General features: G+C 32.5%; 25 protein-coding genes. 17 read left to right on the top strand and 8 right to left on the bottom strand.

Going from position 1 to position 21,612, the window contains the following annotated elements:
* The first annotated feature begins 19 nt into the window (after nt 1–19).
* Entirely contained in the window at nt 20–1,408 is a 1,389-nt protein-coding gene (locus IJI93_RS04520; RefSeq protein WP_292820537.1) for a glutamate--cysteine ligase, read from the top strand.
* Between the two features lie 10 nt (nt 1,409–1,418).
* The gene (gene fdhD, locus IJI93_RS04515; protein ID WP_292820535.1) at nt 1,419–2,249 is read left to right on the top strand and encodes a formate dehydrogenase accessory sulfurtransferase FdhD; all 831 of its coding nucleotides are present in this window, start codon (nt 1,419–1,421) and stop codon (nt 2,247–2,249) included.
* Nucleotides 2,250–2,254: 5 nt separating this feature from the next.
* On the opposite strand, the gene IJI93_RS04510 is transcribed toward fdhD, so the two are convergent.
* Nucleotides 2,255–3,010: a HesA/MoeB/ThiF family protein gene (locus IJI93_RS04510; protein WP_292820532.1), complete on the bottom strand. Its 756-nt coding sequence runs from the start codon at nt 3,008–3,010 to the stop codon at nt 2,255–2,257.
* A 163-nt stretch (nt 3,011–3,173) separates the two neighbouring features.
* Between IJI93_RS04510 and IJI93_RS04505 the strand changes: the two genes are divergently transcribed.
* Together IJI93_RS04505 and IJI93_RS04500 are read left to right on the top strand one after the other, a co-directional pair.
* On the top strand, nt 3,174–3,374 hold the full coding sequence (locus IJI93_RS04505) for a MoaD/ThiS family protein (protein ID WP_292820529.1): 201 nt from the start codon (nt 3,174–3,176) through the stop codon (nt 3,372–3,374).
* 172 nt (nt 3,375–3,546) lie between these two features.
* Nucleotides 3,547–4,518: an ABC transporter substrate-binding protein gene (locus IJI93_RS04500; protein WP_292820526.1), complete on the top strand. Its 972-nt coding sequence runs from the start codon at nt 3,547–3,549 to the stop codon at nt 4,516–4,518.
* Nucleotides 4,519–4,539: 21 nt separating this feature from the next.
* Here IJI93_RS04500 and IJI93_RS04495 read toward each other — a convergent pair whose 3' ends face one another.
* The 3 genes from IJI93_RS04495 to acs form a co-directional block, all read right to left on the bottom strand.
* Complete coding sequence (locus IJI93_RS04495; protein WP_292820523.1) at nt 4,540–5,166, bottom strand: DUF447 domain-containing protein; 627 nt, start codon at nt 5,164–5,166, stop codon at nt 4,540–4,542.
* Nucleotides 5,163–5,501 carry a hypothetical protein gene (locus tag IJI93_RS04490; protein ID WP_292820520.1) on the bottom strand — a complete coding sequence of 113 codons (339 nt, stop codon included), beginning with the start codon at nt 5,499–5,501 and terminating at the stop codon, nt 5,163–5,165. Before IJI93_RS04490 ends, IJI93_RS04495 begins: the two co-directional genes overlap by 4 nt.
* A gap of 61 nt (nt 5,502–5,562) precedes the next feature.
* On the bottom strand, nt 5,563–7,659 hold the full coding sequence (acs, locus tag IJI93_RS04485) for an acetate--CoA ligase alpha subunit (protein ID WP_292820517.1): 2,097 nt from the start codon (nt 7,657–7,659) through the stop codon (nt 5,563–5,565).
* Between the two features lie 343 nt (nt 7,660–8,002).
* On the opposite strand from acs, the gene IJI93_RS04480 reads away from it, so the two are divergent.
* Nucleotides 8,003–8,923 (top strand): DUF2121 domain-containing protein, encoded by a 921-nt coding sequence (locus IJI93_RS04480; protein ID WP_292820514.1) that lies wholly within the window; start codon nt 8,003–8,005, stop codon nt 8,921–8,923.
* Nucleotides 8,924–8,935: 12 nt separating this feature from the next.
* Nucleotides 8,936–9,865 carry an MBL fold metallo-hydrolase gene (locus IJI93_RS04475; RefSeq protein WP_292820511.1) on the top strand — a complete coding sequence of 310 codons (930 nt, stop codon included), beginning with the start codon at nt 8,936–8,938 and terminating at the stop codon, nt 9,863–9,865.
* On the opposite strand, the gene aroC is transcribed toward IJI93_RS04475, so the two are convergent.
* Nucleotides 9,862–10,956: a chorismate synthase gene (gene aroC / locus IJI93_RS04470; RefSeq protein ID WP_292820508.1), complete on the bottom strand. Its 1,095-nt coding sequence runs from the start codon at nt 10,954–10,956 to the stop codon at nt 9,862–9,864. The two genes, IJI93_RS04475 and aroC, sit on opposite strands and share 4 nt — an antisense overlap.
* Nucleotides 10,957–11,193: 237 nt before the next feature.
* Here aroC and hemB point away from each other — a divergent pair, with 237 nt between their 5' ends.
* A complete protein-coding gene (gene hemB, locus IJI93_RS04465; RefSeq protein WP_292820505.1) occupies nt 11,194–12,195 on the top strand; it encodes a porphobilinogen synthase in 1,002 nt (333 codons plus the stop codon).
* The gene (locus tag IJI93_RS04460) at nt 12,196–13,074 is read left to right on the top strand and encodes a triphosphoribosyl-dephospho-CoA synthase (protein WP_292820502.1); all 879 of its coding nucleotides are present in this window, start codon (nt 12,196–12,198) and stop codon (nt 13,072–13,074) included.
* Nucleotides 13,075–13,089: 15 nt separating this feature from the next.
* Here the strand turns inward: IJI93_RS04460 and IJI93_RS04455 are convergent, their stop codons facing one another.
* On the bottom strand, nt 13,090–13,506 hold the full coding sequence (locus tag IJI93_RS04455) for a C-GCAxxG-C-C family protein (protein WP_292820500.1): 417 nt from the start codon (nt 13,504–13,506) through the stop codon (nt 13,090–13,092).
* A gap of 117 nt (nt 13,507–13,623) precedes the next feature.
* Here IJI93_RS04455 and IJI93_RS04450 point away from each other — a divergent pair, with 117 nt between their 5' ends.
* The gene (locus tag IJI93_RS04450; RefSeq protein WP_292820497.1) at nt 13,624–15,165 is read left to right on the top strand and encodes a phenylalanine--tRNA ligase subunit alpha; all 1,542 of its coding nucleotides are present in this window, start codon (nt 13,624–13,626) and stop codon (nt 15,163–15,165) included.
* Nucleotides 15,165–15,938: an exodeoxyribonuclease III gene (locus tag IJI93_RS04445; RefSeq protein ID WP_292820494.1), complete on the top strand. Its 774-nt coding sequence runs from the start codon at nt 15,165–15,167 to the stop codon at nt 15,936–15,938. The genes IJI93_RS04450 and IJI93_RS04445 overlap by 1 nt, the downstream gene beginning before the upstream one ends.
* An 18-nt stretch (nt 15,939–15,956) precedes the next feature.
* On the opposite strand, the gene IJI93_RS04440 is transcribed toward IJI93_RS04445, so the two are convergent.
* Nucleotides 15,957–16,649, bottom strand: coding sequence for a TIGR02253 family HAD-type hydrolase (locus IJI93_RS04440; RefSeq protein ID WP_292820491.1), 693 nt, complete (start codon nt 16,647–16,649; stop codon nt 15,957–15,959).
* A gap of 38 nt (nt 16,650–16,687) precedes the next feature.
* Complete coding sequence (locus IJI93_RS04435) at nt 16,688–17,371, bottom strand: DNA polymerase domain-containing protein (RefSeq protein ID WP_292820487.1); 684 nt, start codon at nt 17,369–17,371, stop codon at nt 16,688–16,690.
* 182 nt (nt 17,372–17,553) lie between these two features.
* Between IJI93_RS04435 and IJI93_RS04430 the strand changes: the two genes are divergently transcribed.
* The 7 genes from IJI93_RS04430 (at nt 17,554) to IJI93_RS04400 (ending at nt 21,482) form a co-directional block, all read left to right on the top strand.
* A complete protein-coding gene (locus tag IJI93_RS04430; RefSeq protein ID WP_292820484.1) occupies nt 17,554–17,919 on the top strand; it encodes a hypothetical protein in 366 nt (121 codons plus the stop codon).
* An 81-nt stretch (nt 17,920–18,000) separates the two neighbouring features.
* Entirely contained in the window at nt 18,001–18,459 is a 459-nt protein-coding gene (locus tag IJI93_RS04425; RefSeq protein WP_292820481.1) for a hypothetical protein, read from the top strand.
* A 2-nt stretch (nt 18,460–18,461) separates the two neighbouring features.
* Entirely contained in the window at nt 18,462–18,698 is a 237-nt protein-coding gene (locus IJI93_RS04420) for a hypothetical protein (RefSeq protein WP_292820478.1), read from the top strand.
* Between the two features lie 191 nt (nt 18,699–18,889).
* The gene (locus tag IJI93_RS04415; RefSeq protein WP_292820475.1) at nt 18,890–19,264 is read left to right on the top strand and encodes a 30S ribosomal protein S8e; all 375 of its coding nucleotides are present in this window, start codon (nt 18,890–18,892) and stop codon (nt 19,262–19,264) included.
* A 328-nt stretch (nt 19,265–19,592) separates the two neighbouring features.
* Nucleotides 19,593–19,886, top strand: a complete 294-nt coding sequence (locus IJI93_RS04410) for a hypothetical protein (protein ID WP_292820472.1) — start codon at nt 19,593–19,595, stop codon at nt 19,884–19,886.
* Complete coding sequence (locus IJI93_RS04405; RefSeq protein ID WP_292820469.1) at nt 19,883–20,800, top strand: hypothetical protein; 918 nt, start codon at nt 19,883–19,885, stop codon at nt 20,798–20,800. The genes IJI93_RS04410 and IJI93_RS04405 overlap by 4 nt, the downstream gene beginning before the upstream one ends.
* On the top strand, nt 20,751–21,482 hold the full coding sequence (locus tag IJI93_RS04400) for a hypothetical protein (protein WP_292820467.1): 732 nt from the start codon (nt 20,751–20,753) through the stop codon (nt 21,480–21,482). The genes IJI93_RS04405 and IJI93_RS04400 overlap by 50 nt, the downstream gene beginning before the upstream one ends.
* Nucleotides 21,483–21,612 lie beyond the last annotated feature (130 nt).

Raw genomic sequence — 21,612 nt, 5'->3', positions numbered from 1 at the left:
TGTTATTTTGGGGGATTAAATGAATTTATTAAATCTATCAAATTTTTCTGCAGATGAAATTTTGGCTGGTTCATTTGGAATAGAATGGGAAAGCTTGAGGGCTCGTGATGATGGAAAGCTATCGTTGACAGAGCATCCTGAAATTTTTGGCGATAAGCTAACAAATCCTGTTGTCACAACAGATTTTTCTGAAAGCCAGATTGAGATAATAACTCCTACTTTTGACAATATTGATAAGGCATTTGATACATTCTCTCTACTTTCAGATATTGTTAATGCATCCCTTCCAGAAAATGAGTATCTTTGGTTTCAGTCAATTCCATGCATTCTGCCATATTGGGATCAAATTCCAATTGCCAAATACTCTGAAGAGGGTGAATCTTCTCAAAAATACCGTGAAGATTTGGCTAAGAAATATGGCGTTAAAAAACAAATGATTTCCGGTGTTCATTTTAATTTTTCATTTTCAGAGGATTTCTTAAAAAAGTTACATTCAATGAATAACGATGAGTTAACCTTTAGAGAGTTTAAAAATAAGGTTTATTTAAAAATTGCTAGGAATTATTTAAGATATTGTTGGTTGATTATATATTTAACCGGTTGTTCAATTGGATCCCATAAAACATTTTCTAATGATTGTATACATTTAATGGATGCTCAGGATAACTATGGCAGTTACTATTCAACTAAGGGACCTTCATTTAGGAATGCATCCTGTGGATATAAGAATTTAAAGGATTTGTATCCTTCATATGATTCGGTAGATGAATTCGTTTTCGATGTTGAGAAATTTATCGAAAATGGAGACTTATCTGAAGCAAAAGAGTTATATACTCAAATAAGATTAAAACCAAAAAACCCTCAAAATCTCTTAAAATCACTTAAAGAAGATGGAATTGAATATGTTGAAGTAAGAACATTGGATATTAATCCATTTTATAAATGTGGTCTTGTAAAACGTGACATGGAATTTTTACATTTATTTTTAATATATATGTTAGTTAAAAGCGAATCTGATTATGATAAATGGCAAATTGAATCTAAGATTAATGAAGAAAGAACTGCTGAAAGAGCATATGATAAGACAATGAGACTACTTAGGGATGGAAATGAAGTAACAATTAAAGATTGGGCATCTGAGATTATTAATGAAATGTATGGTATGTGTGAGGTATTAGGTATTGATGAGTTTCACACTTTAAATTTAATGCTTAATCGCATTTCAAATCCTAATTTGACATATGGCAAAAGACTTTTACATTTGATTAAGCAAAATGGTTACATTAATACTCATATTGAATTATCTAAAAACAATAAACAAACCAGTATTAACAATTTAAAGAATGTTGAGCTTAATGAGCATGAGGAATTTAAAAAATATGAGAATTTAGCTTTAGTTGACAAATGAGGGGTATTTTATGGATTTTATCAGACAGAGTGATGTTATTCAATGGAATGATGGTCAATATAAAAAAATTAAAGAAAATAGTGTTGATGATGAATATACTTACTTATTCATTGATTATTTGCCTCCCCGTAAATTTTCAACATATCCTAAAGATTTAGAAGATTTTGCTGTAGGTTATTGTCTTGGGGAAGGGTTAATTAAAGATTATTCTGACATTAACTCAATTAAATTAGACGGAACAAATGTTTTAGTTTCTACAAATCTTAACCATGATCCTGAAGAGGATTTGGAGCAAGAAGGCATCGTTCAAGAGAGGAAAGGTAATTGTGAACATGCTTGCGTGTGCAGATTACTTGAATATCAGGGTGTCAATTCAGATAATGCTGGTGGGATTCGTTCGGAGCTAAAAACAATTGAACCGAACATGTCTAATCTCACAGTTGATGCAACACAAGTCATCAATGATATAAAACATTTGACTAATGAAGCGAAAGTTTGGCAAAAAACTGCGGGAGTTCATGTTGCTCAGCTAAAATATAAAGATAATATTATTATTCGTGAAGATGTAAGCCGCCATGTTGCAGTTGATAAAGTAATTGGAGCGGCTGCAAAAGAAGGATATGATTTTTCAAAATGTTATATTTCATATAGTGGAAGAATGCCTGCTGACATGTTAATAAAAGTAATTCGGGTGGGAATCCCAATAATAATTTCAAATGCAGCACCTGCTTCATCAGGTATTGACGTGGCAAGAGCAGGTAATATTACAATGGTAGGATTTGTTCGTGATAATAGATTTACTGTATATACTGCTCCTGAAAGGGTAAATTTAGAAAAATAGATGATTTAAAGTTCATCTAGTGAAAATGAACTTAAATCTAATAAATCAAATGTTAATATTTTTGGAGCAACAGTTACTTTTCCAATTCCAGTAATGATTTTATATGCTTCAAAAGCTTCAAGACAACCAATTAAATTTGGTGTCGGACCAATTACTGGAGGGACTCCGGAAGTTACATTTTTTAATGATTCAATAACTTCTTCATTCAGTTCTTTTCCAATTGATGGAAGATTAAACATTTCTTCATATGTTTTTTCGCTATTTGGTAGAAATACTGTAATTTGACCTAAAGTTCCATGAATTGCACCATGAATGTAAGGTATTCCTTTTTCTTTTGCAGCCCTTGAGACAATGACTCTTGTTAAAACATTGTCAAGCGCATCAATCACAATGTCTGATGTTTCAATTACTTTAGTGATATTTGTTTGATCAATATGTTCGTTAAATGTAGTCACTTTAACATAAGGATTAATCAGCCTTACTTTTTCTTTAGCCACTGCACTTTTATCGAGGCCTAAATCTTTTATTGAAGCTAAAGTCTGTCTATTTAAGTTAGACAAATCAAAAGCGTCTTTATCTACTAAAACAAGTTCTCCAACTCCCATTCTAGCAAGCATTTCAATGGTTTCGCCACCGATTCCGCCACAGCCAATAACTGTAACCTTTGCATCTTTAAATTTTTCCTGTTCACTTCTTGTTACAATACTCATTTGACGGGAAGCAATTTCCCAGTATCCATCACCGATATATCTTGTTGGCACTTTTTCACCTATTTTTGTAATATAACAATAGTTATTTTTTTATATTATATAAATATTTGTGTATTTTTTTGGGTCGAAAATAGAAATATTTAAACCTTCTAAAAATTAATATAACAATTGTTAATTTTAATTAGTATAAACTTAATATTGGGGTATTGAGAAAATGGAATTCGAATTAAAGTTTAAAGATATTGATGAAAAAAGAGATTTAAAAGAAAACTTCACAATTCAAGATTTATTGGATGAATTGGGTTTATCAGCTCAAACAATCGTTGCAAAGCAAAATGGTGAATTAGCAGTTGAAGAAAGCATGATTAATGATGGTGATGAGGTTAAGTTAATTCAAATTATTTATGGAGGATAAGATTAAGTTTTGCTATTTTTTTTCAAAACATTTATATATTTTGGACATTTAATAGTTTAAATGGGGATTCAAAATATAACAATTGTTAATAATTGAAAAGTAATTTATTTATAGTATTCATTTAAAAGTAATATATTGTAAATAAGTTAACTTATTTAAACGGTGATTATAAATGAATAAAAAGATTACATTTGTTTTAGTGTTGGCACTTACTGCATTTTTAGTAATGGGTGCAGCTAGTGCAGGCTTCCTTGATTTTTTAGGTGGGGGAGATGACACTGTAAAGATAGGTTATTTACCTTCTGATCACGATGCTGCTTTGTTTGTGGCTGATGCTCAAGGTAAATTTGCTGAAAAAAATATTACTACTGAACTTGTTCAGTTTAATAACGGTGGAGACTTGATGACTGCTATGGCTAGTGGTGAAGTCGATGTTGGTTATGTTGGAATTGCTCCTGTTTTATCTTCTGTTGAAAAAGGAGTTCCTGTAAAAGTTATTTCATCCGCTCAAACTGATGGTAGTGGAATTGTTGTAACTAAAGACTCTGGAATTACTTCTGCTGCAGATTTAAAAGGTAAAAACATTGCAACTCCTGGTGAAGCTTCAATTCAATATGTTTTACTTACATATTACTTAGAAAAAAATGGATTATCAACTGATGATTTAAATATTTCTGCTATGAAAGTTCCATCTATGAATGATGCTTTAAAAACCAAACAGATTGATGGTATTATTACTTTCCAACCTTATGTAAGTATTGCGGCTAATAATTCTGACAACGTTGTTTTAGAAGATTCAGCTACAATTTTACCAAACCATCCATGTTGTGTGGTTGTTGCATCTGACGACTTTATCAAAAACCATGAAGATACTGTAAAAGATATTATCGCTATTCATGAAAATGCAACTGATTTCATTAATGATAATATTAAAGCAGGCAATGCTTCTGCTGTGGTAGAATTATTACCTGATGATATTGTTTCTGATGCTGATTTAGAAGCTAAATCATTACAAAGTTTCCCATTCATTTCTGGTATTGATGACGGTTTCAAAGCAGATGTGGATGCATTCCAAAAACTTGAGGTTGACATTGGTATTTTGAAGAATGTTATTCCTCATGATAAGTTGTTTTGGGAAGCATAGTTAGTTAACTATGCTTTTTTTTTAATTTTTTTCGTATTCCTCTTTGATAATTTTCATTGCTTCTTTTGTTTGACTATTTCCAATTCTTTGAATCATTCTATCATTTTCAATGACTCTATCCATATACTCTTGTCTTTTTTTATCATCAACAATCTTATATCTTGAAATATTAACAAGACATTCAATTATTCCACCGAGTCCACGATTAAATGCCTTAATGCTTTCATCTTTAATAACGATTTCTTGTATTTTACCTCTTATCATGAAAATGCTTTGGTCATTATCAATCGGTGTGTTTTCGGCTTTCTGCTCATCAATATCAATAACATCAACAATAATATATGATCCTGCATCCTTTAAAATAGCTATATCTCCATCATCAGTATAGTATTCCTCCGGAAGTTTGCTTATGGTTGATTTAGTAAAAATTGCAGGGTCTTGAGTAATGTTCACAACATATCTTTTTGTTTTTTGAATATTTTCTAAGGTTTTGGATCCTTCAAATATTCTACATCCAATGTCATCTTCACCGAAATACTTCAATCCAATGGCTGCAGAGTTTTTATTGCCTTCTTCGTCAATAGTTGTATAAATACATTCATATCTTTCTTCAGTATTAATTCCTATTTTTTCTAAATTTCTGTTCATTTTATCAGGTCCTCTTGAGATGGAAATGCAATTGCAATTTTGTTGAGATTTTCAAATATGTTTATCAAAGAATCCACATTTTCTTTAATTTCTTCAGTTTTAATTTCGTTTAATGTTTCAATGTATTGTGGAAATACATTTTTTCCATTTTCGAAAAATAGATAATAATCATTAAATTGTATGTCGTCTTGGTTTAAATCATTAATAATGTCTTCATATAACTCTTGGAAATTGTCTACAATTTCCTTAAGCGAATCATTTTCAGGGTTTTCTAAGGAATTGTTCAAACCTATAATGGAAATGGTATATAGTTCTAAGTCAAGTTCACCATTCATAGTATCACTTAATTAAATGGTTTAAAAAGAAAAAAGAGATAATAATTTCTCAAAAGAGAAATTATAATTTAATTTTAATATCGAGTGCAGATGAACCTTCTTCATAAACAAAGATTGGGTTAATGTCTAACTCGGAAATTTCTGGGAAGTCTAAAGTTAATCTAGCTACTCTTTTGATAGCTTCTTTAACTTCTTCAACATCGCAAGGTGCTTCTCCTCTGTATCCTGCAAGTAATTTGGATACTTTGGTACTTTCGATTTGTTCATCTATTTCCTGGGAGCTTAAACCTTTTGCTAAGTTGAATGAAACATCCTCAATGAGGTTTACATAGATTCCACCCATACCGAATGCAATCATAGGACCAAATTGTTTGTCCCTAATCATACCAACAATGACTTCCTCACCGGAATCCATCATTTTTTGCACTTCCACACCATCAGGAACAATATCTGGGTGTGCAGCCTTAGCATTTGCAATGATTTCGTCGTATGTTGCTTTTGCTTCTTCAGCACTGCTGATTCCGACTTTTACACCACCAATATCTGATTTGTGTAAAATTTTATCGGATGCAATTTTCAGTACAACAGGGAATTCCATTTCTTCTGCAAGTTGTGCCGCTTCATCAGCAGATGTTGATAATTTGATTGGTGCTGCTGAAATTCCGTAAGCTTCAGCTACAGCGTATGCTTCACTACCAAGCAATGTGTCTCTTCCATCAGATTTAACTTTATCGAATATTGCTTTTACTGCATCTTTGTCAACATCAGCAATATTGTCAACAACATCATCGTATTGTCTTTCCGGCAATTTTGCATATCTTGTCATTGCTTCAAGTGCAGTTACTGCAGTTTCAGGGAATACATATGTTGGCACTCCATTTGCTCTTAAAGCTTCGTTTGCAGCTTCAAATGATGGACCTCCCATATTTACCACAATGATAGGTTTATCAAATTCTTTTCGTTCTTCCAATATTGCCTGTGCAATTCCATCAGGATCTGCTGATGCAGTAGGACATACCATGATGATTAAGCTGTCAACATCTTCGTATCCTAAGACAATTTCTAATGATTCTTTGTATCTGCTTACTGGTGCATCGCCCAATACATCAATCGGATTTTTAGCACTACCTTCTTCAGTTACGCATTCTTTTAATTTTGCAGTAGTTTCTTCATCGAATTGGACAAGGTTTAAACCAGCTTTTTCCATAGCATCTACAGTTAAAACTCCTCCCCCACCGGCATTGGTAATGATAGCCACATTATCTCCTTTTGGAAGTGGTGCTTTGGAGAATGCTAAACCTAAGTCAAATAATTCTGCCATGGTTTCTACACGCATAATTCCGGATTGTCTAAATGAAGTGTCAAATGCCAAATCACTGCCAGCTAGCGCTCCTGTGTGTGAGGATGCGGCTGCTGCTCCAGCACTACTTGAACCTGATTTGAGGATAATAATTGGTTTTTTAACTGCAGTTTCTCTCATGGTTCTTACAAAGTCTTCATCTTCGGAAATAGATTCTAAGTAACAGATTATTACTGCAGTTTCATCATCTTCAGCCAAGTATTGTAACAATTCAATTTCACTTACTCCAGCTTTGTTACCTAAACTGATTACTTTACTGAATCCTATTCCGGAAGTTACGCTCCAATCGATAATAGCCACCATCATTGCTCCACTTTGGGAGATGAATGCAATGTTTCCTGTAGGAGGCATCATCTGTGAAAATGATCCGTTTAATGGTGTGTGTGAATCAGTGATTCCTAAACTATTTGGTCCAATAATGTTTATTCCATATTTTTCACCAAGTGCTGTTAATTCAGCTTCTAGTTTAGCTCCTTCTTCACCAACTTCCTTAAATCCAGCAGTGATAACAACCATGTTTTCAACACCTTTTTCTCCACATTCTTCAACGGCGGTGTTTACAAATGGGGAAGGGATTGTTATAATAGCTAAGTCAACATCTCCAGGAATTTCGGTTATGTTTGCATAAGCTTTTTTGCCTAAAATCTCTCCTCCTTTTGGGTTTACTGGATATATTTCGCCTTCGAATCCATCATTGATAAGATTGTCAACAATGATGTATCCTACTTTTCCAGGGGTATTGGAAGCACCAATAACAGCCACAGATTCAGGTTTAAACATTTTATTGAGATCTATCATAAGTTTCTCTCCTTTGTCATTTATTGTTAACATTATACTAATTTATAATGATAAATAATTAACAATTATTATAATTATAATATAGGTAATATTAATATTTAAATATATTGTTTCATTTTTAATTTTAAACTGTATAATTTTAAATATGCTACTTTGTGTAATTGTATTGGTTATTTTTGAAATTTTTAATAACTTTTTTTTAAGAAAAGGGAATATTAAAGATTTAGATTATCATAATTTTTTGCCTTAACTTTATAATATAGGATAATTATAATTATATATAATTAATAAACTTTTGATATTATAATTTTTTAATTATAATATATGAATTAAGGGGAATATTATGAGCTTAATTATTGCTTACATTGGAAAAAATGGATGTGTAATGGCAGCCGATAAAAGAAAGATTGGTTATTTCGGCGATAAAGAAAATTTGGAAATTTTAGAAAAAGAATTGTATAACGGTGAGATTAGTAGCGACGAAGAATTTTTAAAAAGAGCTGAAGATTTGGACATTTCAGTAAAAATTACTGATGATGCTAGTAAACTGAAAATTGTTGGGAAATGTGTTAGAGGAGAAGTAAGTACAAAGGGAACTTTTGAAACAAGACGTAGGAGGATTTATGGAACTACCAAAGGTTATCAATTGGTTGAATTATTAGGTTCCGAGGTTACTTCACGTAAAGCTGGTGAAAGTGGAATAATTATTTTTGGTAATGTTTTTGCCAAAAAAATGGCTGAAAATTTAGTTTCAAAGAGATTTAAACCTTCATCTAGTTTAAAATCAAAAGGAGAAATATTTGAACAAATTATAAAAGAAATTTCATCTGTGACTCCTACAGTTGGAAGCAATTGTGATGTATTAAGACAAGATCCTCTTTTCAGTACCTCTCAAGCTCAAAAGCATTTAAACTTAACAATTGACCATGATGTTAAAGTATTGGTTAAATTCAGGCAAAATTTAACAGAACAATTGGTTCAACAAAGTCTGGAAATAGAGATGTCCAGTAAAATCATTGATGAGGGTGATGTGGGCAGGGTTGTTTCTGTAGATGGAAATATACTATATGTCCAATTAAACGATAAAACGCAAGCAATGGATGAAAACTGGAAACAACTGGCGGGACCAGGTCAAAATGTAATCATGTTTACAGAAAATGATAATATAAAAATAGGGGATAAAGTCATTATTAAAAATGAAGATTTATGTCTTAAAAAGGATAAATCTTCCCTTAAATGTGATGTAATTTTATGTTCGTTATGATTGGGGATTTAAATGAAGTTAACTTTTTTAGGTAGTGGTGGTGGAAGATTTTCCGCTATCTCTCAAAGAAGGATGACTGGGGGGTTTAGGATTGATAATATCAATGGAAAAAATTATCATGTTGACCCTGGACCAGGCGCCCTTATAAGGACTTATCAATTTGGTTTTGATCCTCGCAATTTAAGTGGGGTATTTGTTTCCCATGCCCATACTGACCATTATAATGATGCTGAAATTCTAATTGAAGCAATGACAAGAGGAATGACCAGAAATCATGGAACTATTTTTGGAAGTGAAAGCGTATTAGACGGTTTTGAAAAATGGGGGCCTTGTATATCAGCTTATCACCAATCTAAATCTGATAAGGTAGTTTTAAAACCGGGGGTTGTTAGTGAAGTTGATGGCATCAAAGTCAAAGGAACTAAAGTAGTTCACGGCGACCCTAGGGGCATAGGTTTCCAGCTGGATTATAACGGATTTAAAGTATCATATACTTCAGACACAGGCTATTTTGATGAGCTGCATGAATATCATGAAGGTGCGGATATTCTTATAGCTAGTGTTTTAAGGCCGGGTAATAGGTCAATTCATGGACACATGTGTTCCCGTAATTTCATTGATTTAATAAATGAGGTCAAGCCAAAAGTTGCGGTCATGACTCATTTAGGACTTAAAATGATTTCTTCAAATCCGGTTACTGAAGCTAAAAAGATTTCTAAGGAGACTGGGGTAAAAGTAATTGCAGCATATGACGGATTGTCATTTAATGTAAATTATAATAATCCTAAAAGATTTAGACTAATCTCCCTTAAGGATGTAGAGTCCCAAAATCACAGCACTAGCCATTCACTTTATAACAGTGAGAGAAGAAATTCTTATCAAACCTCAATTAAAAACAATGAATTTGATGAAATTTCAATCATAAAAAGAAATTCAAATTAAAGTTCTAAATTTGAGGGGTGAATAAATCCTGAGCGAATCATATGGTCTGCAAGGACAATTGCGGTACATGATTCAGCAACTGCTGTCACTCTTGGGCAGATACAAGGATCATGTCTTCCTTTAATTTCTATTTTTTCATTCTCTCTTTTTTCTAAATTAATTGAATCTTGACATTTGGAAATTGATGGTGTTGGTTTAACGGCAATTCTTGTGATAATTGGCATTCCGTTGCTCATTCCACCAACAATCCCTCCGGAATTGTTAGTTTTAGTAGTAATTTTATCATTTTCAATTTGGTATTCATCATTGATTTCGAAGCCAGTGTGGTTTGCCACATCAAATCCAAGGCCTATTTCAACACCTTTTACGGCACCAATATTCATCAGAATTCTTGCAAGGTCACCATCCAACCTTTCAAAGACGGGTTCTCCAAGTCCTGCCGGAAGGCCAATGGCTATTGTTTCCATAATTCCTCCAACGGAATCTCCTTCACTTTTTTTAGATAAAATTAATTCTTCCATTTCACTTGCGGCTTTCAAGTCTGCGCAGCGGACTGGATTTTTTTCAATATTTTCTTTTATGGTATTGAATTCTTGAGGTTCTGCCTTAATATCTCCAATTTGAGTAACATGGGATACTATTTCAATACCTTTTGTTTTTAAGAGCTTTTTAGCTATTGCTCCACCAATTACATGGCCAATAGTGACCCTTCCGCTTCCACGTCCTCCGCCATTATAGTCATAATTTCCGTATTTCATCATCCAACCAAAGTCACCATGGGACGGGCGAGGAGTATTTTTAAACATGGAGTAATCTTTTGAATGTTGGTCGTTATTAAAAATGATTCCGGTAATCGGTGTTCCGTCAGTTTTTCCTTCAAAAATTCCAGACAATATTTGAACTTCATCTGATTCTTTTCTGGGTGTTGTAACACTGCTTGTTCCCGGTTTTCTTTTATCAAGCTCTTTTTGAATATCTTCTGCGGATAATTCAAGGTTTGCAGGGCATCCATCAACAATTGCACCTAAAGCTTTTCCATGGCTTGTCCCAAAACTTGTTATTCTAAATTTTTCTCCAATTGAATTTGACATTTTTTTCCTCTTTGGTTGTAATTATTGCATTATTTGTCTTTTTAATTATATTAATTTAATTCAATTTAATAAAAAGAAGTATTGGTTCAAGTTATTATAATATCTCATAATTTTTGAACTAATGTTGAGTTTTTTGTATTTGAACAATAGCCATAAATTTAATTAATAATTCCATCCAAATTTTATATATAAATGTTATTGAGAACAGTTGCAATCAACTGATATTAAGTGATTATTATGGAATTTCCCACAACAAGAATGAGAAGATTAAGAAAAAATGCTAAAATAAGAGATATTGTTCGTGAAACTAAACTTCAAAAAGAAGATTTAATTTATCCGATTTATTTTAAAGAAGAGCTCACCGGAATGCAAAAAGAAGAAATTTCATCTCTTCCAGGTGAATTCAGATACTCTTTGGATTCTGGTGTTGAATTTGCAAAACAGCTTGAAGCCAAAGGTTTAAAATCAATCATTGTATTTGGAATACCAAAGGAAGATACAAAAGATGAGATAGCAACTCCTGATTATTCATCTACTGGAATTGTTCAAAAAGCCATCAGAAAACTCAAAAAGGAAACCAATTTGGTTATTATCAGTGATGTTTGTTTATGCCAATACACTTCTCACGGTCATTGTGGAATGATTAAGGAAAACGAAGATACTGACGATGGAATCGAAATATTGAATGATGAATCACTTCCATATATTGCTAAAGTTGCCCTTTCTCATGCAGAAGCTGGAGCAGATATTGTTGCGCCTTCAGACATGATGGATGGAAGAGTCGGTGCAATAAGGCAAACTTTAGACGATGAAGGATATGAGAATGTCATGATAATGTCATATTCTGCCAAATATGCATCTGCATTTTATGAACCGTTTAGGGTTGCAGCCTGCTCATCACCGCACTTGGGTGATAGAAAATCCTATCAAATGGATCCGGGAAATGCCATTGAAGCAATCCGTGAATGCGAATTGGACGTCATTGAAGGTGCTGACTTTTTAATGGTAAAGCCTGCACTTCCGTACTTGGATGTTGTGCGTATGGTTCGCGATGAATTCATGCTTCCTTTGGTTGCATATAATGTAAGCGGTGAATATTCCATGATAATGGCCGCTATTGAAAAGGGATATCTGACTGAAAGAGCCATTTTGGAATCTTTGCTTTCTATCAAAAGAGCAGGAGCAGACTTAATAATCACTAACTTCGCACCTTACTTACTTTTAAATGAGTTGATATAAATGGAAGCCAATGAAATTGCTAAAATTGCACAGATTGCCTCTGCTTTGGAGGTAAGCGGATATCCAAAACCTGGAAATGTTCACAGGACCCGCGATTATGATGATATGGAATTTGAAGACTTTGTAATAAGCGGGATTGTTATTGGAGATGCTATCCGTGAAGCATGCAGTGATGTGGATATTGAAAATCCTAAATTGGGAAAATATATTCTTCAGGCAGTGGCGGAAACTGACAAATGGATTAAAAACAACACCAATTTGGGCATTGTAATGATGACCACTCCAATTGCCGTTGCGGCTGCTATCAGTGATTCCTTTGATGAAATCCGAGAAAACGTAAAAGTGGTAATGGCAAATACTTCAGTTGATGATGCATGTGATTTATACGATGCAATCAATATTGCCGATGCCGGTGGAATGGGTGATCAGGACGAATATGATGTGTCAAGTGACAATGCTAAAAATGAGTTGAGAGAAAATGGCCAGACTATGTTTGATGTTTTAAAAATTTCCGCTCCATGGGACATGCTGGCTCGTGAGATGACTTCAGACATGCCTGCAGTATTTGAGATAGGCTATCCGACCTATCATAAATTAAACGAAGAAAAATCTCAAAATGACGCCTGCGTACTGACTTTCTTAACAATATTGTCACAGGTTCCGGATACCTTAATTTCAAGAAAATACGGTTCCGATGAAGCTTTAAAGATATCTATGATGACAAGGGATTTGCTTAATTTAAAGGATGAAGCTGATTTTAAGGATAAGCTTAATGAATTTGATGACTATCTGTTTAAAAATAAGTATAATCCAGGAACTACTGCAGATTTAACTGCAGCATCTATTTTTGTAAGTTATTTGAAATCTAATTTTGAATAACTTCTTTTTTTTAATTTATTCATCTATTATTTCTTTTAGAATTTTTGAAGCTGATTCAACCATTTTTGGGCATAATTCCTTAAATAAATTGTTTTCAACTGCTGATTTCACGCCTTCAGGAGTTGAAATATCGCAGCCGAGCAGGTCATTGCAGATGTAAGATCCGTTTTCCTTTTTAAATTCGTCTAAGAAAGCTTCGCATGTTTCATTACTTTTTTCTTTACTTTCACCGTATTTCAAGCCTAAAACCATAAGCGCACCTGTACAGGCACCACAAACTTCTCCTTTTCTCATCCCGCTTCCAAAACAAGCCCCAATTTTCAATGCCAATTGTTTATCAAGACCCAAATTCGGGGAAAATGCTGCAAACACTGCTTGGGAGCACATATAACCGTTTTCAAATAATTCGACAGATTCATTAATTTCAGACATAATTAATTATTTTTCTTTTCTATTAAATTAAGTTATTTTTCTGTAATTAACATCATATTTATAAATGTTTTTTAACATATATTATTATATTATTAATCTTAAAATTATGGTGTTTAAATGAGTGAGGATATTAAAAAAACCATTAGTGAATTACATATTTATGAAAAGAAACTTTTAAAAGAGCTTGAGGCTAATCCTGAAGCCACTCCTGAAGAGGTTGCCAAAAATGCTGGTATGGATATTAAATCTGTAATGAGTGCGGCAGGTTCACTTGCATCAAAAGATATTATTGAAGTTGAAAAGGAAGTTCAAAAAACTTATTCTTTAACTGAAGATGGTCTTGAATATGCCGAAAAAGGACTTCCAGAACGTAGAATTTTGGATGTTTTGGCTGATAAGAAACAAATTCAGATGAAAGATTTAGCAGATGAAACTGGGGTGGATAAAAAAGAAACCAATATTGCGATTGGCTGGTTACGTCGTAAAAATTGGGCTGAAATCGATAAGGGAATGGTTAATATCACAGAATTCGGTAAAGATTTTGTATCCCAACTTGATGTTGATGAAAAAACCTTAAATTATCTTAAAACAAATGCTGATGGCGTTAAACTTTTCACTGATGACTTGATGAATGGAGTCAAAAAACTCGCCAGCAGAAAAAACATTTTAAACATTAAAAAAGAAACCTCACATTCTTTTAAAATTCTGCCTAAGGGTGAAGCTATCCTAAAAGAAGGATTTACTATTCAAGAACAAGCTACTCAATTAACACACCAACAATTAAAGGATGGAGAATGGAAAAGTTTGGAATACCGTCCATATGATATTAATGCAGAGGCACCTATAGCATTTGCTGGCAAAAAACACCCGCTAAGAGTCATTATTGATGAGATAAGAGATATCTTTTTAGATATGGGGTTTGTTGAAGATAAAGGGGAGTATGTCGAATCTGCATTCTGGAACTTTGATTCTCTTTTCCAACCGCAGGATCACGCTGCCCGTGAAATGCAGGATACCTTTTATCTGAAAAATCCGTTGACTTGTGATTTGCCGGATGATGATTTGGTAAAATTGACTGCAGAGACTCATGAAACCGGTGCAGATACTGGTTCAATAGGATGGAAATATGATTGGAGTGAAGATATTGCGCGCCAAAGTGTTTTAAGAACCCATACTACTGGAATTTCAACAAAACACTTGTTTGAACATGAACCTCCAATAAAAATGTTTTCTGTTGGAAGGGTATTCAGAAGAGAAACCTTCGATTATAAACATTTGCCTGAATTCCACCAAGTTGAAGGATTGGTTTGCGGTGAAGGAATCAGTTACCAAAATCTTTTAGGTGTTTTAAAAGAGTTTTACAAAAAATTAGGTTTTGAAGTAAGGTTCAGACCTGCTTATTTCCCATATACTTATTTATCTACCGAAACTGAAATTTATCTGGAAGAAAAGGAAAGCTGGATTGAACTTGGTGGTGCTGGAATGTTCAGGCCAGAAGTATTAAAACCATTAGGCATTAATCAGCCTGCTTTAGCTTTCGGTTTGGGTATTGAAAGATTGGCAATGATAAGATATGATGTAGAAGACATCCGTATGCTTTACAAAAGTGATATCAAATGGCTTCGTGAAGTTCCTCTTGATAATGGGGTTGAATTGTAATGTCTATTAAGCTAGTTTCTTGGAATGTAAATGGTATTAGGGCAGTTGCAAAAAAGGATGAATTTTGGGACTGGTTTGATGGCTGTGATGCAGACATTATCAACTTTCAGGAAGTTCGTGCAGATAAAGATAAAATTCCTAAGAAATTAGTTGATGTAGACGGATTTGACTCATTTTTCAATGAAGCTGAGAAGAAGGGTTATAGTGGTGTTGGAACTTACTCAAGAATTGAACCTGTTGAAGTTACAAGGGGTCTTGGTGTAGAGGAACTTGACGGGGAAGGTAGAGTTTTAAGAATAGAATATCCTGATTTTATTTTATACAATATTTACTTCCCGAATAGTGGAATGAATGCTAAAAGATTAGATTTTAAAGTTGATTTCTGCAATGCATTACTAAAACAGCTTGTTGAGCTAAAAAATCAGGGAAAAAATATTGTTATAACAGGTGATTATAATATTGCTCACAACCCGATAGATGTGTATAATCCAAAAAATTGTGAAGGAAAATCCGGTTATTTGCCGGAAGAACGTGCATGGTTAGATGAACTGGAAGAAGCCGGTTTTGTTGATACATTTAGAATGTTTGATGAAGGTGAGAATAACTTTACCTGGTGGAGTTATAGAACTCGTGCACGTGAAAGAAATGCTGGTTGGAGACTTGATTATTTTTATGTAAATGAAGAAATCAAGGATAAAGTTAAATCAGCAGAAATCTTAAATGAGATATATGGTTCTGACCACTGTCCTGTAACATTGGAACTTGATTTCTAAAAATAAGTAATTTGGTGATTATAATACAGTTTTCACATCACCAATATTGCCGATAATTGTAATATCTAATTTTTCTTTTTTAATGTAGTCCCTGTCTTCTTCAGTAATGTCTGAATTTACAAGAATTGCACTTAAACCGGCATTAACTGCACCTAATGCATCCTCTTTAAATTTATTTCCAATCATCACTGATTTTTCAGGATTTCCTTTCATTTTCCTTAGGGCAACATCGTAAATTAGCTTGTCAGGTTTTTTCTTGCCCACTTCTTCGGAAGTAATCACTGCATCAAAAAAGGAGTATACATTTAATCTGACTAACTTTTCCCATTGTTTTATTGTAATACCATTTGAAATTACAGCTAAGCGATAACCTTGGCTTTTAAGATAAATTAAGGTATCAATAGTTTCTGCATAAGGTCTTAAAAGTGCTATTTTTACATTGTGGTAGGTAATCATTCCAAGAGCAACAAGCATAGGGTCTTCATGGCCTAATACGACTTGAGTCAATACATTAAAGTGTTTGCCGTAATTAGATCCTTTTTCACGTATGATTGTTTTTAATACGCCATATGCTTCATCCTTATCTAAAGGTAAACCATTATCTACCATTAATCCAATAGCTGCTTTTCTTGCAGTTTCAGCAAAAGCTGTTGTGTCAAGTAGTGTGCCGTCTATATCGAAAAAAACAACACGGTCATCATTATTCATCATATAATTCTAATTATGGTTATAATACATTATAAATTTTTTTAGAAAAATGCATCTAAACTTTGTTGGACTTCACCACGGGCAAGGTCCTGTAAGTCTTTTTTTGAATATCCGAAAGAATACATTATTCTTTCAATTGCAGGAATCATCTGATTGTTGATGTAGTAATCTTTGTCATATGCATATCCTTCACTATATTCATAAGGTACGGCACGTTGACTGATGGATCCTTTTCCTTTAACGATTATATACTGCACGATGGTCCCTCGTGTAACTTTAATGCCATGTTCTTCAATTTTTTTTGCAGCAATAACATGTGGTCCGATTTGTTTGTATTGGTCAAGAGGCTTTGTAATTTGTGTGTGGATAATTAGCTCTTTATTATCAACATCTCCATTTTTAATTCGTTTAAATACTTTTTTTACTTCTTTAATAGCTTTATCTGAATCTCCTTCTTTTAAAATGGCCATCAAAACGGATTCCTGAGTTTTTTTAACAATTGGCGCCCAATCTCTTCTAACCAATTCCAACCCTTTGGCTATAATTTCTCCATCTTCAATTACAGCATATCTTTTCTTACTTACAAAAAATCCCCTTCTGTAAAATCCCTCATATTCCAGTTCCATACTTTCGGGGAGGGTTGAATTGAGGTATGTAATAAATTTTTGAGCTTGAGCTTTTATTTCTGCTTCAAGCGCTAATTGTTCTTTTGTCTCTTCTGCCAATTAAGACACCTTTTCATTTCTATGTAATAATTTGTCTGAAGTATTAATAATAGTTTTCTAAATCAATTTTTTATTTTTATTTCAAATTTATTGCTTTCATTTCGGTTTATTTAGTTAATGAAGTTCTTATATTAGTTTTCAAATGCTCTTAGGTTTTAATTATATGTCATTGTGGATATAATATGAGTGAGGTTTTTAAAATGAATACAAAAAGGTTAATTTCAAGCTATGACGAAATAAACGATACATTTGTTGGAAAAATTGATGGAAAAAATAAATATTGTGCTGACTATAGCATTTCTGATGGAATTTTTTTAGCTATTGATAATAATAACATTCCATATTCTGTTTTCATTGAGAATGCATCAAATGTTTTTAAAATCTCAAAGACTATGTTAGAAAATTCAAATGTTAAAATAACTATTGATTGTGATAGTATCATTCTATCTTTTAACATGTTTATTGAAGATTTAAAAATATGTTCTATAAAATCTGAGAACCGGTGGGGAATTCCAAAAATAAATTTTTTGATGGATACTAATGTTTAGTTATCCATTATTCTTTTTTTATATTATCATTTTAAATATTACTTCTTAAATATTAATATTAAATGTGGATTTTTTGAGGTGATGATTATAGTAAAGATTAATTATTGTCCTTCATGTGGTTCAGAATTGGTTAATGGGAGCTTTACTTGTCCATTATGTAGTTTGGATATTGAAGAATTATTTGCTAAAGGTTATTTATTGAAAAGTGATAATGAAGACAATTCCATAGAGTTATTTAAAGGAAATGAAGAAATAATTGTGCTGGATGACAATTATAATGTTAATATGAACCATGAAGATGAAATTGTTATTACCGTACCGAAAGGCGGTGACAATGATGAATTTGTAATTGATTTGGATGAATTGGGCATTGATGTTGAAAATATAGGTAAGGAAGTCAATATTCTTATTCAGGTCGATGATGCTGATTTGGAAGATTATTCTGAATTTAATGATGGTGAAATACCTAACTGTGAATGGTATTTTGACAATGATCCATATAAAATTGTTTACTATAGATTTATTAACTTTGAGGATTGATTATGAAAGAAGTTCCATATTATACTCTCGATGATGAAGGCAACTGTCAATATGTTTCTTCAAATGGAGAAGCCTATATTGATGATAATGAGTTAAGAGAATTATTAATTGATTTTTTAGGGGATTCTGTTAGCGAAGAAGAAATTCAAAAAATTTTGGATGCAGCTTCTGATAAAAATTTGAGTGAGGAAGACTTTGATAAGTTGGTTGATAATTTTATTTTAAAAAATAAAAAATAATTTCTCTTTTTTCTTTTAAAAAACTAAAGTTTATATATAATGATAAAGTAATATTTTATTATCATTATTCTTTAAGGCTCTTTTTTGCTCTCAGAATTAAACTGTTATTTTTTCTTGCTTACAGTTTTAATTGAAAGGGTCTTATAGACTGCGATTATTATTTAATGTATTATATTTATTTAGGTGAAATAATGGCAATTTCTCAAGGAAAATCAACTAGAAGTCCATCCGGTGCAAGAAATGTTGCAAACCGTGGAAAAAGGAAAGCTGAATTAGGTAGAGATCCAGCTGAAACCAGATTAGATGAAAAAAAATTAAGAAAAATTAGAACCCGTGGTGGAAACGAAAAACTTAGATTAGCTACCGGTAATAAAATCAATGTTACTGATGCTGATGGTAAAACCAAAGTTGTAGATATTCTTAATGTAGTAGAAAACACTGCAAACCCTAACTACGTTAGAAGGAACATCATTACCAAAGGTGCTATTGTAGAAACTCCTGAAGGTAATGCTAAAGTAACATCTAGACCTGGTCAAGATGGTGTTATTAACGGAATTTTAATTTAAAGATATTTTCTTTAAATTCTCTTTTTTTCTATTTTTTTTAAATTAACTTTTTATTTGTTGTTTTTATTTAATTTTCGTATCTATTTTTTAGTTTTTTACTGCAAGCAAGCACTTACACGCGGAAAATTTTATTACTAATTTTTTGCAATACCTAAATTTGTAGGAGAAAAATAGTAAATGTTCCTCAAAATAGTAATCGTGGGGAATTAGAGGTAAAAATGTTTAAATTTGGAATTTTAACTTAGTTTTATTAATCGTATGTGTATGTGTTTTTACGACTGCTTCTTGTGTTTGTGCAAGTGATGTTAATGATGCTGATTTTAGAGATTTGAATTCTAATTGCAATAGCAGCATTGACGATACTGTTTTTGAATTGGATGATGTTAATGGATCTTTTGATGATTTACAACGCGATATTGAGGAACTTTCTCCTGGAGACATTTATAATGTAACTAAAGATTATTTTTTTGATTCAGGATATGGTCCACATCTCAATATTCGAAATCCTATTATAAATATTGCTACGGATAATGTGACTATCAATGGTAATGGGCATGTTATGGAAGTTATAGTACTGCATTATTTAAGATTACAGGCAATAATGTCAAAATCTTCAATTTGACATTCATTAATTCTAAGGATTATGGTTATAATATCACCATTACTTATGATATAAGTCAGATTACTCTCAATAAAGGAATATCACAAATGAATGTTTACTATAAGGATGAATTGAGTCCAATATTTTGGCAAGGTGACAATGGTATAATTTCCAATTGTAAATTTTATAGAAATTCTGCACTTGTTAAGGGAGGAGCAATAACATGGATTGGAAATAATGGAATAATTGATAGTTCCATTTTTATAAATAATACTGCAGGTGTAATTGGTGGCGCAATTTACATGGCGGGTTTGAATAATACGATTTGCAGGTCCATTTTCATAAATTCCACCTCACTAATAGGGGGTGAAGCAATTTATCTTGACCGCAACCATAAAAAATGTAATATTTCTGCAATATGTGACGGCGAAAAATTAATCACTGATGGCAGTATTACAAATATCGATGTAAATTATTTCAGTTATAGTTATGAGTCACATTTTTCAGGCGAAAAGATAAATTTAATTCCTATAATCTATTCAGCTATAATAAGCCGAAATGATTTTGTTCGCCTAAATGGCGATACAACATATTATGCTCAATATATAGGCAATGTGTTTATAGTTACATTGACTAAAAATTATGATGACGGTTTTACTTATCAAAGAGGATATCATTTTTACAATTTCGAAGATTTAAACGATGTCTTTCAACAGTTACTTGAAGAGAGATATAAAAATGATGTCACATTAACTAAAAAACTAACTGTAAGTAGCATTAATGATTATGAATATGCGCGTACAATCAGGTCAAATTCAATTTACACCGAAGAGCAATTCATGACAATGAATGATGATTTTCGTGGCGTAAATGATGAATCTTTTAATGAATTTTCAGTCTGCAATTCTCAATGCAGGAATATGTATTTGTACTAACTGTAGTTTTATTGATAATAGGTGCAATAATGGTGGTGCAGTTTTCAATCAGGGAAATTTAACTATAAATAATTGTACCTTTAAAGGCAATAGTGCATATGATTACGGTAATGATGTCTTGAATGTGGATAATGGCGTGGTGTATGTAGATGGAGTTCAAATTCAGGGTTCACAGGGTTGTGTTAAATATGTTGAAAGTATGTCTTCTACTGCAGTTACAGTAACTAGCGTATTAGGTGTTGGGGTAAGTTTTCTTTTAGGTACAATTGCAGGCACGTTTACATTAAATCCTGCTGTCGGTATTCTTGTTGGTGCAGGTATCGGGGCTGGTGTAGGTGCATTATGTTCAAAGTTAATTGTTTCAAATGTTTATAATGTGAACCTTAATAGATATGTAGTTTGCATTACGTTGGTTGCAGGTTGTGCTTTGGCTGGTGCACTTGGAGGTTATCTTGGATGCAGTTTAGCTCAGGAGTGGGCTCTTGAAGCTGCTGAAAATAATGTAATAGAGGAGTCCATAGATGTGGACAGTATTTTTTCAAGCTCCGGTTTGGATGATTCCGTATCACTTAGTGATTTAAGCAGTGAATGTCAGGAAATGATATGCAATATGTTTACAGATGGGGAACTTGAGGATATGATTGCAGAAAATTCAGTTCATTATGTTGAAGCAATAGTATAGGAATATAAAATTTTTTCAGGGCACATTTTCCAATGTGCCTAAACTATTTTTTTAAAACTTTTGGAAAATAAAAATTTCATATTTTTTTCATAATTTTATATACTTGTTATTACATATATTATCTTGTTAT

The organism is Methanobrevibacter sp., assembly GCF_017431965.1.
In the GTDB taxonomy this organism is placed as follows: domain Archaea; phylum Methanobacteriota; class Methanobacteria; order Methanobacteriales; family Methanobacteriaceae; genus Methanocatella.
This window is presented reverse-complemented; position numbering and strand designations above follow the sequence as displayed.

What these genes read in the sequence shown, in the direction of transcription:
- IJI93_RS04475 (WP_292820511.1), top strand. Translation starts at nt 8,936, where the DNA reads ATGAAGTTAACTTTTTTAGGTAGTGGTGGTGGAAGATTTTCCGCTATC.
- fdhD (WP_292820535.1), top strand. Translation starts at nt 1,419, where the DNA reads ATGGATTTTATCAGACAGAGTGATGTTATTCAATGGAATGATGGTCAA.
- IJI93_RS04400 (WP_292820467.1), top strand. Translation starts at nt 20,751, where the DNA reads ATGAATTTTCAGTCTGCAATTCTCAATGCAGGAATATGTATTTGTACT.
- IJI93_RS04455 (WP_292820500.1), bottom strand. Translation starts at nt 13,506, where the DNA reads ATGTCTGAAATTAATGAATCTGTCGAATTATTTGAAAACGGTTATATG.
- IJI93_RS04425 (WP_292820481.1), top strand. Translation starts at nt 18,001, where the DNA reads ATGATTATAGTAAAGATTAATTATTGTCCTTCATGTGGTTCAGAATTG.
- IJI93_RS04460 (WP_292820502.1), top strand. Translation starts at nt 12,196, where the DNA reads ATGGAAGCCAATGAAATTGCTAAAATTGCACAGATTGCCTCTGCTTTG.
- IJI93_RS04445 (WP_292820494.1), top strand. Translation starts at nt 15,165, where the DNA reads ATGTCTATTAAGCTAGTTTCTTGGAATGTAAATGGTATTAGGGCAGTT.
- IJI93_RS04495 (WP_292820523.1), bottom strand. Translation starts at nt 5,166, where the DNA reads ATGAACAGAAATTTAGAAAAAATAGGAATTAATACTGAAGAAAGATAT.
- IJI93_RS04505 (WP_292820529.1), top strand. Translation starts at nt 3,174, where the DNA reads ATGGAATTCGAATTAAAGTTTAAAGATATTGATGAAAAAAGAGATTTA.
- IJI93_RS04440 (WP_292820491.1), bottom strand. Translation starts at nt 16,649, where the DNA reads ATGATGAATAATGATGACCGTGTTGTTTTTTTCGATATAGACGGCACA.
- IJI93_RS04500 (WP_292820526.1), top strand. Translation starts at nt 3,547, where the DNA reads ATGAATAAAAAGATTACATTTGTTTTAGTGTTGGCACTTACTGCATTT.
- hemB (WP_292820505.1), top strand. Translation starts at nt 11,194, where the DNA reads ATGGAATTTCCCACAACAAGAATGAGAAGATTAAGAAAAAATGCTAAA.
- IJI93_RS04520 (WP_292820537.1), top strand. Translation starts at nt 20, where the DNA reads ATGAATTTATTAAATCTATCAAATTTTTCTGCAGATGAAATTTTGGCT.
- acs (WP_292820517.1), bottom strand. Translation starts at nt 7,659, where the DNA reads ATGATAGATCTCAATAAAATGTTTAAACCTGAATCTGTGGCTGTTATT.
- IJI93_RS04490 (WP_292820520.1), bottom strand. Translation starts at nt 5,501, where the DNA reads ATGAATGGTGAACTTGACTTAGAACTATATACCATTTCCATTATAGGT.
- IJI93_RS04420 (WP_292820478.1), top strand. Translation starts at nt 18,462, where the DNA reads ATGAAAGAAGTTCCATATTATACTCTCGATGATGAAGGCAACTGTCAA.
- IJI93_RS04480 (WP_292820514.1), top strand. Translation starts at nt 8,003, where the DNA reads ATGAGCTTAATTATTGCTTACATTGGAAAAAATGGATGTGTAATGGCA.
- IJI93_RS04430 (WP_292820484.1), top strand. Translation starts at nt 17,554, where the DNA reads ATGAGTGAGGTTTTTAAAATGAATACAAAAAGGTTAATTTCAAGCTAT.
- IJI93_RS04450 (WP_292820497.1), top strand. Translation starts at nt 13,624, where the DNA reads ATGAGTGAGGATATTAAAAAAACCATTAGTGAATTACATATTTATGAA.
- IJI93_RS04415 (WP_292820475.1), top strand. Translation starts at nt 18,890, where the DNA reads ATGGCAATTTCTCAAGGAAAATCAACTAGAAGTCCATCCGGTGCAAGA.
- aroC (WP_292820508.1), bottom strand. Translation starts at nt 10,956, where the DNA reads ATGTCAAATTCAATTGGAGAAAAATTTAGAATAACAAGTTTTGGGACA.